Consider the following 16,561-nt stretch of genomic DNA (forward strand, 5'->3'; position numbering starts at 1 on the left):
TTTCAGTTGAGGGTCACTTTTGTATGCTCTTTTTTCGGACAATTTCCTCGTAACAGCTTTTCATCCCCTTGAATTTGTTCCGTTAGCGCAATCTTGATCGTTATTATGTGTTCGTAATGACTGCTTGCTGCTTTTGTCCTGTCAAAGTAAATGCAACCCCGTCGCATTTACTTTGACGAGGTTGCATTTACTCTGAAAATTTACCTCCAAAGAAAAGGGAGAGCCGCAGGCCCTCCCTTTGGTATTTATCAGTGATCCGGCGTTTTAATTCGGGATCAGGACTCCGTAACCGCCGGCCTCGCGCTTGTAAACGACGTTGACTTTGCCGCTTTCGGCGTTGAGGAACATGTAGAAGGAATGTTCGAGAAGATCCATCTGCATCACGGCTTCGTCGGGCGTCATCGGATAGAGGTCGAAGTGCTTTTCCTTGACGATCGTCCCCACCGGGAGCTCGTCGAGCTCCGGCTGGTCGTCGAAGGAGAACTCCCGGTCGTGCGTCTTGAAATGGGCTCGGTCCACCAGATATTCCTTGTGCCGGCGGATGCGGCGCTCGAGGTTCTTGAGCCCCAGATCGAAAGACTTGCGCAGATCCACGTCCTTCTCTTCCCCGCGCATGATCACGCCGTTGACGTTGGCCGTCACTTCCGTGATATACGTGTTCTTGATCATCTTCACGAGGATCTGACTGTCGGTGATGCGCGGGAAAAACTTTTCCATCTTGGAAAGTTTCTTCTCCATATACTCCTTGAGGTCAGCAGGAACTTCAACATTTTTCATCAAAAAACGAATCTCCATGCATACTTCCTCCTTCCAGTGTGCGTTCTGTCACTCTCTGTTGCAAACTTATCATATCACTCAAATTATATTCCGGCAAGTCCTGATATAGAAATATTAAAAAGTTATTGTCAACTGGATTTTCATGACGTTTTCTGCTACATTGGATCCGTTCCAGCTTATTTTTATCAAAACAAAACAAGGAGTGGTACACCATGTCACTGTCTCTGTCGAAGAAAGCCACGAACCTAAAGCCTTCCGCCACGCTCGCCGTGGGGGCCCTTGCCAAGGAAATGAAGCGCGAAGGGAAGCCGGTCATTTCCTTCAGCCAGGGAGAGCCCGACTTCACGTCGCCGCGGGCCGTGCTCGAAGCGGGGCATGACGCCATCGACAAAGGCTATACTCATTATACCGCCAGCAACGGCATCGCCGAGCTGCGCGAAGCCATCTGCGCCTACTACAAAAAACATTTTGGGCTCGAATACGCGGCCAACGACGTGCTCGTCGGCGCCGGAGCCAAGCCGGTGCTTTACTGCGCGCTGGCGGCGATCCTCGACGAAGGCGACGAGGTCGTCGTTCCCGCTCCCGCCTGGGTCAGCTATGTCGAACAGATCCGCCTCTGCGGCGGCAAAGAAGTTCTCGTCGAGTGCAGCGACACCGGCAACGTGCCGACGCTCGAGCGCATGAAGGCCGCGATCACGCCGAAGACGAAGTGCATCCTCCTCAACAGCCCCAACAACCCGACCGGCGCCGTCTATGACGAAGCGACCATGAAAGGCATCGCCCAGCTGGCGCTCGATCACGATCTGATCATCGTCAACGACGAAATTTACGAGCGCCTTGTCTACGGCGACGCCAAGTTCAGCGAGATCGTCGCGCTCTGCCCCGCCGTCAAGGACCGCACGATCATCGTCAACGGAGTCAGCAAGGCGTTCGCTATGACGGGCTGGAGAATCGGTTACGCGCTCGGTCCCTCGAAATACATCAAGGCCATGGGCAGCATCCAGGGACATTTGACGTCCAACGCCTGCTCCATCGCCCAGTATGCCGCGCTCGGCGGTCTGAAGGGCGCCGACGACGTGGACGTCGAGGTGATGAGAAAAGCTTTCAGCGCCCGGCGCGAACTTGTGTTCAGTCTGCTGGACGCGATTCCCCGCATCTCGTACGTCAAGCCGGACGGGGCTTTTTACGTGCTGATCGATCTCAAGGGGCTGCTGGGGAAAAAGCATGGCGGCACGCTGCTTGCCGACGACGCGGCGCTCTGCTCCGATCTGCTCAAGAGCAAATACGTGGCGGTGACGCCGGGCAGCGCCTTCTTCGCTGACGGCATGATGCGCATCGCCTACGCCAACTCAGAGGACGATATCCGCGAGGGGCTGCGCCGTTTCGCCGAGTACGTGTCGGAGATCGAATAGGTCCGACTCGTTTCCGCAGGGGAGTATTTCGCCGCATGAAATACTCCCCTGTTTCATTTCGGACGCCGCTCCGCCGGGCACGGCGGCGCCGGCAACGGCGGCAGGTCGCGCGGGAACTTGCGGACTTGCGGCAAATAGTGTATCCTCATCCCGTGATTTTCGTTCCGAAAGCTCCATAATATCAGCGATCAGGAGGAATTTTGCATGTTCGAGAAGTTGTTCAAGATCAAAGCGGCGGGCAGCTCCGTCCATACGGAGATCATGGCCGGGATCACGACGTTCATGACGATGGGGTACATCATTTTCGTCAATCCCAACATCATGGCGAACGCCGGCATGCCGTTCGACGCCGTGATGGTGGCCACGTGTCTGGCCAGCGCTTTCGCCACGGCGCTGATGGCGTTCCTGGCCAATTATCCGATCGGTCTGTCGACGGGGATGGGGCTGAACGCTTTTTTCGCCTTCTCCGTCGTCCTTTCGATGAAGGTTTCCTGGCAGGTCGCGCTGGCGGCGATCTTCATCGAGGGCGTCATCTTCATCCTGCTGACGCTGACGAAGATCCGCGAGGCCGTCATCAACAGCATCCCCAAAACTCTCAAGGTGGGCATCGCGGCCGGCATCGGCTTTTTCATCGCTCTGATCGGTCTGATCGGCTGCGGCATCGTCGTCGATAACCCGGCGACGCTCGTCTCCGTCGGCGATCTCACTTCAAAGCCCGCTCTGGTCGCCATTTTCGGCTTCCTCGTGATCGTCTGCCTGGAGTGCCACCGCGTCAGGGGCGCTGTGCTGTGGGGGATCCTCGCTTCCACGCTGGCCGCGATCCCCGCGGGACTGACGAAAGTGCCGGCTTCCTTCGTGTCCATGCCGCCTTCCATCGCGCCGCTGTTCTGCAAGATGGACTTTTCCATGATCGGCACGGCGACGTTCTGGGGCATCGTCTTCACGTTTTTCTTCGTCGATTTCTTCGACACCGTCGGCACGCTGGTCGGCGTCACCACGCGCGCCGGCATGCTGGACGAAAAGGGCAACCTGCCCCGCGCCAGCCAGGCGCTGATGGCCGACGCCATCGGCACGGTGGCCGGCTCGGTCCTCGGCGTTTCGACCGTCACGTCCTTCGTCGAAAGCGCTTCCGGCGTCGAGCAGGGCGGGCGCACCGGGCTTACCGCGCTGACGACGGCGGTCCTCTTCCTGCTGGCCGTTTTCTTCAGCCCGCTCGTGGCCATGGTCCCCAGCGCCGCCACTTCGCCGGCTCTGGTCATGGTCGGCATTTACATGATGATGAGCCTTCGCGACCTGGATTTCGGCGACTTCTCCAACACGATCCCCGCCGCCGTCGCCATCTTTACGATGCCTTTCACGTACAGCATCGGCAACGGCATCGAGTTCAGCACGCTCACGTTCGTCGTCACCAAGGTCTTGGGCGGCAAGATCAAGGAGATCAGCCCGATCCTCTGGCTGCTGGCGCTGCTGTTCCTGGCCAAGGAAAGCAGCTCCTGGTGGCTGCCGGCCGTCGCGGCGATGTTCTAATACTAATTCTTGATAGAAAGTATTAGCATAGTTCTCTGGGCGCTGCGGGGGAGTTCAGTCGCTCAGGACTCCCTCGACCGCTGCGCGGTCTGCGCAGCTCGCTTTGTGAATCTCCCCCGCAGCGCCTCTGTATTCGGCATTTTAATTGAGAAATAGTATAAGCGCCGCGTTGTATGATAGTATTGAGGAGGTCTTTGACAGACCTCCTTTTTTTGTATTGCCAGACTGATTTTCGTAAGGAGGAACGTAGGTGGATTATCGGAAGTTGACGTCACAGGCCCGCGGCGCGAGCCCCGCCGATTGTGTCATCAAAAACGCGAAGGTGCCCAATCTCTTCTCCGGCGAGACCGAAGAAGCGGACGTCGCCGTCGGCGACGGCCTGATCGTCGGCGTCGGCGCAGGATACCGCGGACGGGAGGAATTTGACGCCGCGGGAAAATTTCTCGTGCCCGGCTTCATCGAAGCGCACTGCCATATCGAAAGCACGATGCTGACGCCGCGCGGCTTCGCCGAACTGGTGCTGCCTCACGGCACGACGACCGTGTTCGCCGATCCGCACGAGATCGCCAACACCTCGTCCTTCGAGGGGCTCTGCTTCATGCGCGAAGCGAGCGAGGGGCTTCCCGTGGACATCTATTTGAACGCGCCCTCGTGCGTCCCCGCCTCGCCGTTCGAAACGCCGCGCGAGATCCTCGAAGCCGACGCGATCGCGCGGATGTTTTCCGAAGGGACATGCCGGGGATTGGGCGAGATGATGAACTACCCCGGCGTCGTCGGCGGCGACCGGGACACGTGGGAAAAGATCCTCGCCTCGCGCGGGCAGCCCCGCAACGGGCACGCGCCCTGCCTGAGGGGAAAAGAGCTCAACGCTTACCTGCTGTCGCGCTGCAACTCCGACCATGAATGCAGCTCTTACGAGGAAGCGCTCGACAAACTCCGCCGCGGCTGCTGGGTGATGTTGCGCCAGGGAGCGACGGAACACAATCTGGCGGCTTTGGCGCCGCTGGTCGCCGAAGACGAACGGCGGGCCAGCCGCTGCATGCTGGTCAGCGACGACTTGACCGCCGCCGTGCTCCACGACGAAGGGCATCTGGACCGGATCCTGCGGCTGGCCGTGAAAAACGGCATCTCCCCCGTCAGCGCCCTGCGCATGGTGACGCTGAACCCGGCGGAGTTCAACCGCATTTACGACCTGGGGGCCATTGCGCCCGGTTACCGCGCCGACATGGCGCTGCTGGACGACCTCGAGGATTTCAACGTCCTTCGGGTCTGGAAGAACGGCAGGGCCGCGGAGTTCCCCCGCCGGGGATCGCCCCGCGGCGCGAATCTCCCCGGCGTCAGCGGCAACGGCTGCACGCTGACGGCGGACGATCTGAGGATCCCGGCGCGGGGCAGGCTCCGCGTCATCGAAACCGTTCCCGGCGAAGTGATCACCCGCGAACGGATCGTCGACGGCGCGGCCGTGGACGGTGAATTCACGGCGTGCCCGTCCCGCGATCTCGCGAAGATGGCGGTCGTGAACCGGAACACCGCGCAGCGAAGGATCGGCCGCGGGTTCGTCACAGGTCTGGGACTGCGGCGCGGCGCTCTGGGCTCGTCCGTGGCGCACGACGCGCACAATTTCAGCGTCGTCGGCATGGACGACCAGTCGATGCTGACGGCGTTCGCCGCCATACGGGAAAAGGGCGGGCTGGTCGCGGCCGACGGGAACGAAGTTTTGTTCCATCTGCCGCTGCCGATCGCCGGGCTGATGAGCGACCTTCCGCCCGAGGAGCTGCTGAGGGATTTCAGCCGGCTGCTGGACGCCGCGAAGAGACTCGGCACGCCGCTCCCCAATCCGTTCATGGTGCTCAGTTTCCTTTCGCTGTCCGTGATCCCTTCGCTGAAGCTAACCGATCGGGGCTACGTCGACCTCGCCCAGGGCGGCCTGGTGCCGCTCGGCGTTCAATAAAAGCTTCTTCGATAAAGACAAAGCGCAAGCAGGCGTTCCGCGCGGAACGCCTGCTTGCGCTTTGTGTGTCGTTTATTTTTCGAGGATCTCTTTTTCCTTTTTCTTGAACTCGTCGTCGACCCGGGCGATGAATTTATCGGTGGTCTTCTGCGCGTCGTCGAGCATTTTCTTGAGATCGTCCTCGGTGATTTCCGAAGCTTTCTCCTGCTTTTTGTAGGCGTCGTTGGCGTCGCGGCGGATGTTCCTCAAGGCGACTTTCGCTTCCTCGGCCGCTTTCGAAGCCATTTTGACGAATTCCTTGCGCCGTTCGCCGGTCAGTTCCGGAACGACAAGACGGATGTTGTTCCCGTCCACGTTGGGCGTCAGGCCGATGTTGGCGGCCAGGATCGCCTTTTCGATGAGCTTGACCGCCCCTTTGTCGAAAGGCGCGATGATCAGCATCCGCGCTTCGGGCACGGTGATGTTCGCCAGCTGTTTGATGGGCATGGGCGACCCGTAATAATCGACTTTGACGCCCTCGACAAGCCCGGGATGGGCGCGCCCGGTGCGAATGCCCTGAAACTCGCCGTCAAGGTGATCGAGCACCTTTGCCATTTTCTCGTCAAGATTGAAATCCGCCATACTGAATCCGCTCCTTTGTCTTATTTGGATACGATGGTGCCGATATTTTTGCCCTCGATCAGGAACGCGCGCAGGCTGCCTTCTTCCAGCACGTTGAGAACGGCGATGGGGATGCCGTTTTCCATGCAGAGGGAAAACGCCGCGGCGTCCATGACTTCGATACGGCGCTGCAGCGCGTCCATATATGAAAGTTTCTCGAATTTGACCGCGTCGGAATATTTGAAAGGATCCTTGTCGTAAATGCCGTCGACCTTCGTCGCCTTGACAAGGCATTCGGCGCCGATCTCCGCCGCGCGGAGGGCGGCCGTCGTGTCGGTCGAAAAATAGGGAGAGCCCGTCCCGGCCGCGAAAATCACCACGCGGCCTTTCTCGATGTGGCGCAAAGCCCGGCGGCGGATGTAGGGCTCCGCCACCTGACGCATCTCGATCGCCGTCAGCACGCGCGTCGGGATGTCGTTTTTCCGTTCCAGGACGTCCTGCAGGGCCAGGGCGTTGATGACGGTCCCCAGCATCCCCATGTAGTCGGCCTGAGAACGTTCGACCCCCTCGTCCACGGCCTGTCGGCCGCGGAAAAAATTGCCGCCGCCGACGACGAGCCCGATCTGAATGCCGTCTGCCGCAACCTGGGCGATCTGGCGGCACATCCGATCGATAGCGCGAAAATCAAGACCAAATCCCTGGGGCCCGGCGAGGACTTCTCCTGACAGTTTCAGCAGCACACGTTTGAACTTCATGACGGCTCCTCCTCATCGCTTCGCGATCCGCGCTCATATGCCCTTCATCCCGCGCGACTTGATTTTAACATAAATCATCAAAAGAGCGAAACTTTCACAATAAAACCGCACATAAAAAGGCACAGAGCTCATCAGGAACTCTGTGCCACCACATCCTATTCGCCGATGGAAAAACGGGAAAAACGGCGCACTTTCATGTTTTCGCCCATTTTGGCGATCAGGGCGATCACGAGGTCGTTGATCTTCTTGTCTCCGTCGCGAATCCAGGCCTGCTCGAGCAGACAGCTCTGCTCGTAGTACTTGCGGACCTTGCCCTCGATGATCTTGTCAAGGCGATCGGCGGGTTTGCCTTCGGCGATCAGCTGCTCGCGGTAGATGTTCTTCTCGCGTTCGAGAACGTCGGCCGGGACGTCTTCCGGAGTCACGTAGGCGGGATTGGCCGCGGCGATTTGCATGGCGATGTCGTGGCCCAGCTGCTGGAACTCGTCGGTCTTGGCGACGAAATCGGTCTCACAGTCGATCTCCACCATCACGCCAATCTTGCCGGTGTTGTGGATGTAGGAGAAAACACGTCCGTCCTTGGCGTTGCGGTCGGCTTTCTTGGCAGCTTTGGCAAGGCCCTTCTCGCGAAGAAAATCAATGGCCTTCTCGGCGTCTCCGTTGCATTCGACCAGGGCTTTTTTGCAGTCCATCATCCCACAGCCGGTACGATCACGAAGCTCTTTCACGACAGCAGCAGTAATTTCCATTATGGCGACCTCCTTCGGAACTATTCGTCGTTGCCCTCGGCGGTAACTTCGCCGTAGGCCTCCGTCAGCTTCTCCTTCATATCGAGGATGGAAGCGTCGCTGGCGGCGGTCTCGTCAGCATCCGGAAGCTGAGCGTCAGACACCGCGCCGTCCTCTCCGCCGCGGCCCTCGATGACGGCGTTCGCCATCAGGCCGCAGATCAGTTTGATGGCGCGGATGGCGTCGTCGTTGCCGGGAATGGGATAATCGATCATCTCCGGATCGCAGTTCGTATCGACGATGGAAATGACGGGAATGTGAAGCTTGCGGGCTTCCATGACGGCGATGTCTTCACGGCGGGGATCGATGACGAAGAGCGCGTCGGGAAGAGCTCGCATATCCCTGATGCCGAGCAGATACTTCTCGAGCTTGGCCAGTTCCTTGCGGAACAGGGAGATCTCCTTCTTGGTATAGTCGCCCCAATCGTTGTCGGCTTCGTGCTTTTCAAGCTCGATCATGCGCTGCACGCGCTTGCGGATCGTGGCGAAGTTGGTCATCAGGCCGCCCAGCCAGCGCTGATTGATATAGAACTCGCCGCAGCGCTGCGCCTCTTCGCGGATCGTGTCCTGCGCCTGGCGCTTCGTGCCGACGAAAAGCACCGAACCGCCGTCCTTGGCTACCGAACGGACGAAATCATACGCCTTCTCCAGACCTTTGACGGTCTTCTGCAGGTCGATGATGTACACGCCGTTGCGCTCCGTGAAGATGTAAGGCTTCATCTTCGGGTTCCAGCGGCGCGTCTGATGTCCGAAGTGGACACCGCACTCAAGAAGCTGCTTCATGCTGACGACTGACATTCAAAAATTCCTCCTCGGTTATCCTCCACCGTATTCCAGCAGGCTTGGGACCCTCTCGCGAAGGGCACCGCCCCTCAGCCCTCGTACGGTGTGCGTTTTTAAAACCGATTCATTATACCATACCGTTCCGTCATTGCAAGAGCTCGTGCTTCCACGTCAGCGCCGGGAAGACTCTTTCAGGCATGACGCTATTCCATTGCTTTTACCTTGCCGCCATTGCGTTTACTCTGAAAATCTGTGCGCCGATCTTAAAATTTTTCTAAATCTAGCACTGATTTATAGAAAAAAATCTTGACATGAGTTTTTTTTCAGATATAATCCAGACATATCAACAAGAAAAAATTATAAATCCTGAGGCGATTCCATGAATCCTATCGAGACTCAATACTCTGTACGTGACGACGGACATTATGTTCCCGCTATGGAAGTTGGCGGAACATATTACATTTCCGGACAGCTTTCCATCAATCCTGAAACCGGCAAAGTTCCTGAGGGAGGAATCAAGGCCGAGGCGCAACAGGCTCTCGATAACCTTGAGACGGTCCTTAAGGCTTCTGGCTTGAAAAGAGAGAATGTAGCCATGTGCCGTGTCTATGTGCCAGATGTGAAGTACTGGCCTGAACTGAATGAAGTCTACAGCAAGTTTTTTGGGGCTCATCGTCCTGCACGGATCGTAGTCCCTTCGAATAATTTATATGCCGGCTGTCTTGTTGAAGTAGAAGCAGTAGCTTCCCGTAAGTAATCTTCCTAACATAAAGAGAGAGGCTGAAAAACATGAAAGTCTGCGAACTCGATACTCCTGCGCTTCTTGTGGATCGTGAGATTATGATGGACAACATTCGCGCCATGCAGAATCGCGCAAATCGCAAGGGAGTCGCTCTGCGTCCTCACACCAAGACCCATAAAACTCCGGCAATCGCGTTGATTCAGCGTGATTGCGGCTGCAAGGGAATTGCCGTTGCAAAGCTCGGGGAAGCGGAAGTCATGGCCGATGCAGGGTTCGACGACATCTTTATCGCTAACGAGATCGTCGGCGATATCAAGATGAAGAGACTGCGTAAGCTTGCCCAAAGCATCAAACTCTCTTGGGGCATCGACTGCCCTGACCACGTAGAGGCTGCCGAGAAGGTCTTCGCCAGCGCCTCCGTCAAAGCCGAGGTTCTTGTGGAAATCGAAGTAGGCGAGCGCCGTTCAGGCATTATCGAGGAATCTGATTTCCTGGATCTCCTCGATTCGATCAAAAAAGCCCCTCATGTCCATCTCAAAGGGGTCTTCTCCCACGAAGGGCACTGCTACAATTCTCCCGACCTTGCTACCTGCCGTAAAGAGTTTATCGCTTCCCAGAAGCGTACCCTTCGGTTTGTCCAAATCGCCAAAGAGCAAGGATTCGAGATCGAAACGGTCAGTATTGGTTCCACTCCTTCGCTGATGCATGATGATTTCCCTGTTCTTGAGGGAATCTCGGAGTTTCGCCCTGGAACCTATGTGCTCATGGACGCTTCCATGGCTAATGCCGCCGGAACTCTGTCTCGTTGTGCTGCTACAGTGCTCGCAACGGTCATCAGCCGTCCTACGCCTGAGCGTGTCATTCTCGATGTGGGAGCCAAGGGCATTACCATGCAGCGCCGTAGCCAAGGCATCACCGCAACGGAAGGGCTCGGCACTGTCAAGGGCTACGACAATGTCTACATCCATGACGTTTATGACGAGCACGCCATTATCTATAACAAAACCTTCCATGACGCAGTGAAAATCGGCGACAAGGTTGAGATTATCCCTGTCCACATCTGTCCCACTTGCAACCTTCATGAAAAGCTCTATCTGACCTCTTGCGGCGAAGTGGTCGCGGAACTTCCCGTTCTCGCTCGTGGCAAACTTCAGTAAAGGGGATACTCCCATGAAAATCGCACTGATCCAGTTGCGGGTCGACAACAGCAAACAGAATAACCTTGACCGTGCTTGTGCTTTCATTGCTCAGTCCAAACAAGGTGGGGCCGATATGGCAATATTACCTGAAATGTTCTGCTGTCCCTATCAGACGAAAAATTTTCCTCTCTACGCTGAAAAAGCCGGCGGGAAAGCGTGGCTGCAGCTTTCCGAGACGGCGAGAAAAAACAACATTTATCTTGTAGCCGGTTCCATGCCTGAAGTTGATGAAGAAGGCAAAGTTTACAACACTTCTTTCGTCTTCGATCGTGAAGGCGCTCAGCTTGCCTCGCATCGCAAGGCCCACATGTTTGATATTGACGTCCCCGGTGGCCAACGTTTTAGAGAGTCCGAAACTTTGGCTCCCGGAGACAAGGTAACCACCTTCGAGACGGAATTTGGTCTGATGGGACTTCTTGTGTGCTATGATTTCCGCTTCCCTGAAATGTCGCGTATCATGGCCAAACGCGGCGCAAAAGTCATTTTCGTACCCGCTGCTTTCAATATGACTACCGGCCCTGCTCACTGGGACCTGCTCTTCCGGTGCAGAGCTCAGGATTTTCAAGTATTTACTGTAGGCTGCGCCCCTGCACGCGACGAAGGGGGATGTTATGTATCCTACGCAAATTCCATGGTAGTGGGGCCTTGGGGTGACGTAAAGCTTCGCATGGCAACAGAAGAAAGCATGGAGTTCTGCGATATCGACCTGAACGAGCTGAAAAAGGTCCGTACGAGTTTTCCTTTGTGGAATCATTACCGTAAAGGCCTTTATGAAGCAGAAACATCAAAATGAAGCGTCACATTATTCTATTCTAAGGAGGAAACGCAAATGGCAATGGAAAAAGGTCAGGAAAATAACGTCCAAACGTTCGATCTAAAGACAGCTCTCTGCTTCTTTATCCTTATTTCCCTTCTGTCTATAGCAGGAGAGATGATTGGCACCCACAGTTTTCCCGTGGGGCCTGGGAAGATCGTTTTTATTCCCATGGTCTTCACGATGTTGCTCTCCCTTATCTTCACCCCCGACGTGCTCGGCCGAGCGGTTCCTGCTTTCAAGAAATTCTGTGGCGAGAAAGAAGTAAAGTACGCTGAGAACAGCATGATGCTGGTACTTCTGCTTCTCGGCGTCAAGATGGGCACAGCTGCGGGGCCTAACCTTCCCAAGCTGCTTGCTGCCGGTCCAGCTCTGGTTCTTCAGGAATTTGGCAACATGGGCACCATGATCATCGGTCTCCCCATCGCTTTGCTCCTCGGCATGCGCCGTGAAGCTGTAGGTGCTACTGTGAGTATCTGCCGAGAACCTACTCTTGGCCTGATCAGCGAGATCTATGGCATTAACTCCGCCGAAGGTCTCGGCGTTATGGGAACCTATATGGTAGGTAATCTCTTTGGCTCCATTTTCTTTGGCTTGCTTGGTTCTCTTAGCGTTATGTCCGGACTTGATCCGCGCGCCTTAGCCATGGCTTGTGGTATGGGTTCCGGCTCCATGATGACGGCCGCCACTCAGTCTCTTACCGCTACGGTACCTGCCATGGCCGAAGAGATTAGCGCCTTTGCTGCCACTTCAAATATTATGACCAATGTGACCGGTCTGTACATGGATCTTTTCGTCGCTCTTCCCTGCGCGAACTTCCTGTATAAGCTTCTTGTCCGCAAATCATCCCGGTAAGATTAAGGAGGCTCTATTATGAATCTCGTTGCCAAAACCCTGAACCAACTTAAGGTCCTCGTGCTCTTGAGCGCTGCCGTTCTTATCACCCACTATGCCGCTATCGGCCAAAAGCTCAATCTTGTCAATGCTATTATCGGAATGATTATCATCGTTGCTATCTCCATCGTTTCCGTCAAGATCAAGGAAGCTCTTCCTTTAAAAATTCCCGCTTTCGCTTGGGCTTCTTTGATCTCCATGCTTCTTACCATTCCCGCTTCTCCTGTTGGCCCCTACATCCTCCAGATGACCAAGCAGATTACCACCGGTGAGATCGGAACCGTCATCCTCGCTGTCGCCGGCATCTCCATCGGCACGCGCATCGACGATGTAAAGAAACTCAGTTGGCGTATTATTCTTGTGGCCATTGTAGTCTTCTGTGGCACATTCTTTGGCTCTGCTCTGATCGCTCAGCTTATCATGAAAGTTCAAGGACTCATCTAAGGCTATGGACATTGAGAATTTGAAACGATGTGCCTTTGATGCGATTGATGTAAATCGGCAAAATATTTTAGACCTCGGGCACGACATCTATGCACATCCTGAAACCGGCTACCGGGAAGTGCGCACCACGAACCTCGTAGCAGATGCTTTGGAAACGCTCGGTTTTGATGTAGAACGCAACATTGCTGTGACTGGCTGTCGTGCTCGTTCTTCCCATAAAACAGGTCCTTGTCTCGCCATGCTCGGAGAACTTGATTCGGTTATTTGTCACGAACATCCTGACTGCAATCCTTCAACAGGAGCCATACATGCCTGCGGCCATAACATTCAGATCGCCGTTATGTATGCTGTTGCCTGTGCTTTGAAAAAAGCTGAGATTCTGGATGAACTTGGGGGTTCGGTTGACTTCATTGCTGTTCCTGCCGAAGAGTACATTGAGCTTGATTACCGAAAACGCCTTAAAAATGAGGGCAAGATCCGCTATTACTCAGGTAAGGCAGAATTTACCTACCGCGGTGTTTTCGACGACGTAAACATGTGCCTGATGATTCATAACTGGCCCTTTGATGGCAAGGCTAAAACTGCTTGCCAGAACACCGGAACTGGTTTTATCGGGAAACGTGTCAGTTATATCGGAAAGCAAGCTCATGCCGGAGCTGCCCCTTGGGATGGCGTAAACGCTTTGAACATGGCTATGGTTGCCATCAACAGCATGAATACTCAACGTGAGACCTTCAAGGATGCTGATTCTGTGCGCGTTCACCAGATCATCACCCATGGAGGAGATTTGTTGAATTCCGTTCCCGCTCTTGTGGAGGCTGAGGTGTGCATCCGCGCTATGAACATTCCGGCTCTTCTTGCCGCGAACGAGAAAATTAATCGCTGCATTCACGGCGCTGCCATTGCTATGGGAGGGCATGCAAAGGTCGAGGATTCTCCCGGACAGATGCCTCTGAAGTCCTGCGATGCTATGGCCGACATTTTTGGCACTAATGCCAAAAGCTTCTACAAAAAAGAGGAGATCGTTCCCTGTCAGCCTGCGACAGCTTCCTTTGACATAGGAGATCTATCCATGTTTATGCCCGTACTTCACAGCCTCAGCTCAGGAATCGTCGGCGGATTGCACTCAAAGGATTACCGTGTGGTCGATGAGAAAGATGCGTTCATCGTTCCCGCCAAGATCATGGCTGCCACAATCATTGATCTGCTCTATGGCAATGCTGAAAAAGCCAAACAGATCATCGCTGATTTTAAACCCACTATAACCCGCGAGGAATATCTGAAGCTCTTCGAACGTCTGGAGAATGTAATGCAGTACTGAAATTACGGTCTTAACATTGTATAATGAACAAGAGCGGCTCGATCTGAGTCCGCTCTTTCCACTTTTTAGGAGGTCTAAGCGAATTAAGATGAATGAAGTCCTAAAGAAATTTGTCCCTCTTGCCGACATGATCGCCCAAACGATCGGGCCCCATTGTGAAGTGGTTCTTCACGATATGGCGACTCCTCTGCAATCTGTAGTTTATATAGCAAATAACACGGTTACGGGGCGCAAGATCGGTGACGGATTCAATCTGATCATTTCCGATGTCTTGTCCTCCCGCCGCTTTGAGAACGATATGCTCTGCAACTACTCTTTTAGAACTCCTGGCGGAAAACTGATAAAGTCATCAACGGCTTTGTTGCGCGATGAAAACGGATTGGTTGCCGGCGCGATGTGTATCAATATAGATACCACAGTGATCACGGAAAACATCAAATGGCTCCAGAATCTCCTGCCAGATGCTACTGCGAACATGGCCGAGAATAGAGATAATAATGCTCCTCACGTTCTTGAAGTGGTTAATGAAGTCATTGATAAGATTTTCAATAGGCGTGATGAGAAAAAAATGTCGCGCGACGAGAAGATGGAATTAATGCGCCAGATGGATTCCAGGGGCATTTTTCTCACTAAAGGCGCTATCGAAAAAGTCGCTGAAAAAATGGGGGTTTCCAAAGTAACCGTGTATAGCTATCTGGACGAGTTAAAGAACAAAAACGGACAATAAAAAAACAAGTTTTTGCCCATATTGCGACAGAGAACGAAGACCTCGGTTTTACCGTTGATATTTTTTAGGGAAGGAATGTGTGCCATGAAAAAGGTTGCTCTTATTGGATGCGGCGCTCTCGGATCAATCATTGCGCATGAACTGAAAAAGATCCTTTCTGACGATTACGAATTGACGGGAGTGCTTGATTTCCGAGCTGAAGCTGCGCAAGAACTTGCCAAAGGATGTGACACTCGAGCATGCTCCAATCTCGATGAACTTTTGTCTGATGCTGAAATGATCATCGAAGCGGCTGACGGCGAAGTTGTCAGAGCATATGGAGAAATCGTTCTCAATTCGGGGTGTGATCTGGTCATCTTGTCTGTCGGTGCTCTGTCTGATAAAAGCTTGAAGTCCGCACTTGAAAATGCAGCCCGCAGTGCAGGGAAGAAAATATATGTAGTCAACGGCGCTCTCGGAGGTCTTGACGTTCTCCAGACGATGAGCATGATGGCACCGACAATTGCGGTCATCAGTAATGCAAAAGCCCCCGGAAGCCTGAATGGGGCACCTTTCCTCGAAGGGAGAGACCTGTCCGAAGATAAGACTGTTAGGATTTTCGAAGGTTCTATTGACGATGCGATCAGAGGATTTCCGAAGAACGTGAATGTCGCAGTCGCAACGGCTCTGGCTTCCAACTGTCCTGACGCGAAAGTCATCATCACCAGCGTCCCCGGAACGAAAGATAACAAACATTGTGTTCATGCAGAAAATGGCATAATTACTGCAGATATTTCCATCTCTTCGCTCCCTGACCCTGATAACCCTAAATCAAGCCCCTCCGCTGCCTGGAGTGTTTTGAATCTGCTGAGGAATCTTGCTGCTCCTGTGTTCTACTATTGATCCAATCTAAAAACAGAAGGCACACAGACAAGGACGCCCGTTATCTGCATCAAATTTGAAAAGCGGCTCTCAGAGTGTTCTGGTTCGTTCTGAAGCAAAATTTTCCCTTAACGCGCTTGACGTGCAGCCCCCTTCATGTGATACATTGAAGTCGCGAGATCATATCACACGTCAGAATCGACATGGGGAGTTCGCTATGGAATACAGACCTCTCGGGCACACCGGGCTTTCTGTCAGCGCGATCGCGTTGGGGTGCGAAGGCTTCACGGGCAAAACTCCGGAAGCCGTCAGGAAGGATTTCGACTGCGCGCAGGATTTGGGGATCAACTTTTTCGACTGCTATTCTTCCGATCCGCAGCTCCGCTCCGCTTTTGGGGAGGCGCTGAGAGGACGGCGGGAGAGATTCATCGTTCAGGGGCACCTGTGTTCTGTCTGGGAAAACGGTCAGTACCTGCGTACGCGTGATCCCGTCAGGACGGAGAGGGCTTTCCGGGATTTGCTGGCGCGCCTGGGGACGGATTACATCGACGTCGGCATGATCCATTACATCGACGCGGAAGAGGACTTTCGCGCGGTGTTCGACGGCGAGATCATTCAATACGCTCGGCAGCTGAAGGAGAGGGGGCAGATCCGCTTCCTCGGACTGAGCAGCCATAATCCGCACGTCGCGTCGCTGGCCGTTGAAACGGGGCTGATCGACGTGCTGCTGTTCGCCGTCAATCCCTGCTACGACATGCAGCCTGCCGGCGAAAACGTGGAGGATCTCTGGGCCGATGAAAGCTATATGAAAGATCTGCACAACATGGATCCAGGACGCGAAAGTCTCTACGAACTGTGCGCGCGTCAAGGCGTGGGGATCGACGTCATGAAAACCTACGGCGGCGGCGACCTGCTCAGTGGCAATTTGCACTTGAGATGAGAAATTATTTGCACGAAGTGAGCAATA

17 protein-coding genes are annotated in these 16,561 nt (G+C 54.5%); 12 read left to right on the forward strand and 5 right to left on the reverse strand.

What is annotated here, in order from left to right:
• Positions 1–264: 264 nt before the first annotated feature.
• Entirely contained in the window at positions 265–795 is a 531-nt protein-coding gene (gene hpf / locus D7D26_RS02710; protein ID WP_078017149.1) for a ribosome hibernation-promoting factor, HPF/YfiA family, read from the reverse strand.
• Between the two features lie 194 nt (positions 796–989).
• Here hpf and D7D26_RS02715 point away from each other — a divergent pair, with 194 nt between their 5' ends.
• The 3 genes from D7D26_RS02715 to ade all read left to right on the forward strand — a co-directional run bounded on the left by D7D26_RS02715 (position 990) and on the right by ade (position 5,667).
• Entirely contained in the window at positions 990–2,189 is a 1,200-nt protein-coding gene (locus D7D26_RS02715) for a pyridoxal phosphate-dependent aminotransferase (protein ID WP_120371924.1), read from the forward strand.
• A gap of 204 nt (positions 2,190–2,393) precedes the next feature.
• Positions 2,394–3,716, forward strand: coding sequence for an NCS2 family permease (locus D7D26_RS02720; RefSeq protein WP_120371925.1), 1,323 nt, complete (start codon positions 2,394–2,396; stop codon positions 3,714–3,716).
• Between the two features lie 250 nt (positions 3,717–3,966).
• The gene (gene ade / locus D7D26_RS02725; protein WP_120371926.1) at positions 3,967–5,667 is read left to right on the forward strand and encodes an adenine deaminase; all 1,701 of its coding nucleotides are present in this window, start codon (positions 3,967–3,969) and stop codon (positions 5,665–5,667) included.
• A 72-nt stretch (positions 5,668–5,739) separates the two neighbouring features.
• Here the strand turns inward: ade and frr are convergent, their stop codons facing one another.
• The 4 genes from frr to rpsB form a co-directional block, all read right to left on the reverse strand.
• Positions 5,740–6,288 (reverse strand): ribosome recycling factor, encoded by a 549-nt coding sequence (gene frr / locus D7D26_RS02730; RefSeq protein WP_120371927.1) that lies wholly within the window; start codon positions 6,286–6,288, stop codon positions 5,740–5,742.
• Between the two features lie 20 nt (positions 6,289–6,308).
• Positions 6,309–7,022 (reverse strand): UMP kinase, encoded by a 714-nt coding sequence (gene pyrH, locus D7D26_RS02735; RefSeq protein WP_078017144.1) that lies wholly within the window; start codon positions 7,020–7,022, stop codon positions 6,309–6,311.
• A 155-nt stretch (positions 7,023–7,177) separates the two neighbouring features.
• Entirely contained in the window at positions 7,178–7,771 is a 594-nt protein-coding gene (gene tsf / locus D7D26_RS02740; protein WP_120371928.1) for a translation elongation factor Ts, read from the reverse strand.
• A 20-nt stretch (positions 7,772–7,791) separates the two neighbouring features.
• Positions 7,792–8,607: a 30S ribosomal protein S2 gene (gene rpsB / locus D7D26_RS02745; RefSeq protein WP_120371929.1), complete on the reverse strand. Its 816-nt coding sequence runs from the start codon at positions 8,605–8,607 to the stop codon at positions 7,792–7,794.
• 364 nt (positions 8,608–8,971) lie between these two features.
• On the opposite strand from rpsB, the gene D7D26_RS02750 reads away from it, so the two are divergent.
• The 9 genes from D7D26_RS02750 to D7D26_RS02790 all read left to right on the forward strand — a co-directional run bounded on the left by D7D26_RS02750 (position 8,972) and on the right by D7D26_RS02790 (position 16,534).
• The gene (locus tag D7D26_RS02750) at positions 8,972–9,349 is read left to right on the forward strand and encodes a RidA family protein (RefSeq protein ID WP_083798295.1); all 378 of its coding nucleotides are present in this window, start codon (positions 8,972–8,974) and stop codon (positions 9,347–9,349) included.
• A 32-nt stretch (positions 9,350–9,381) separates the two neighbouring features.
• The gene (locus D7D26_RS02755; RefSeq protein ID WP_009165152.1) at positions 9,382–10,491 is read left to right on the forward strand and encodes an alanine racemase; all 1,110 of its coding nucleotides are present in this window, start codon (positions 9,382–9,384) and stop codon (positions 10,489–10,491) included.
• A gap of 13 nt (positions 10,492–10,504) precedes the next feature.
• On the forward strand, positions 10,505–11,326 hold the full coding sequence (locus tag D7D26_RS02760) for a carbon-nitrogen hydrolase family protein (protein ID WP_120371930.1): 822 nt from the start codon (positions 10,505–10,507) through the stop codon (positions 11,324–11,326).
• A 36-nt stretch (positions 11,327–11,362) separates the two neighbouring features.
• The gene (locus D7D26_RS02765) at positions 11,363–12,202 is read left to right on the forward strand and encodes a DUF3100 domain-containing protein (RefSeq protein WP_120371931.1); all 840 of its coding nucleotides are present in this window, start codon (positions 11,363–11,365) and stop codon (positions 12,200–12,202) included.
• A gap of 18 nt (positions 12,203–12,220) precedes the next feature.
• Positions 12,221–12,685, forward strand: a complete 465-nt coding sequence (locus D7D26_RS02770) for a hypothetical protein (RefSeq protein WP_009165149.1) — start codon at positions 12,221–12,223, stop codon at positions 12,683–12,685.
• 4 nt (positions 12,686–12,689) lie between these two features.
• Positions 12,690–14,006, forward strand: a complete 1,317-nt coding sequence (locus D7D26_RS02775) for an amidohydrolase (protein ID WP_120371932.1) — start codon at positions 12,690–12,692, stop codon at positions 14,004–14,006.
• Positions 14,007–14,094: 88 nt separating this feature from the next.
• A complete protein-coding gene (locus tag D7D26_RS02780) occupies positions 14,095–14,733 on the forward strand; it encodes a helix-turn-helix transcriptional regulator (RefSeq protein ID WP_120371933.1) in 639 nt (212 codons plus the stop codon).
• An 84-nt stretch (positions 14,734–14,817) separates the two neighbouring features.
• A complete protein-coding gene (locus D7D26_RS02785) occupies positions 14,818–15,615 on the forward strand; it encodes an aspartate dehydrogenase domain-containing protein (RefSeq protein WP_158606243.1) in 798 nt (265 codons plus the stop codon).
• Between the two features lie 196 nt (positions 15,616–15,811).
• On the forward strand, positions 15,812–16,534 hold the full coding sequence (locus tag D7D26_RS02790) for an aldo/keto reductase (RefSeq protein WP_233543435.1): 723 nt from the start codon (positions 15,812–15,814) through the stop codon (positions 16,532–16,534).
• The last annotated feature ends 27 nt before the right edge of the window (positions 16,535–16,561 follow it).

Origin of the sequence: Pyramidobacter sp. CG50-2 (assembly GCF_003612005.1) — a bacterium.
In the GTDB taxonomy this organism is placed as follows: domain Bacteria; phylum Synergistota; class Synergistia; order Synergistales; family Dethiosulfovibrionaceae; genus Pyramidobacter.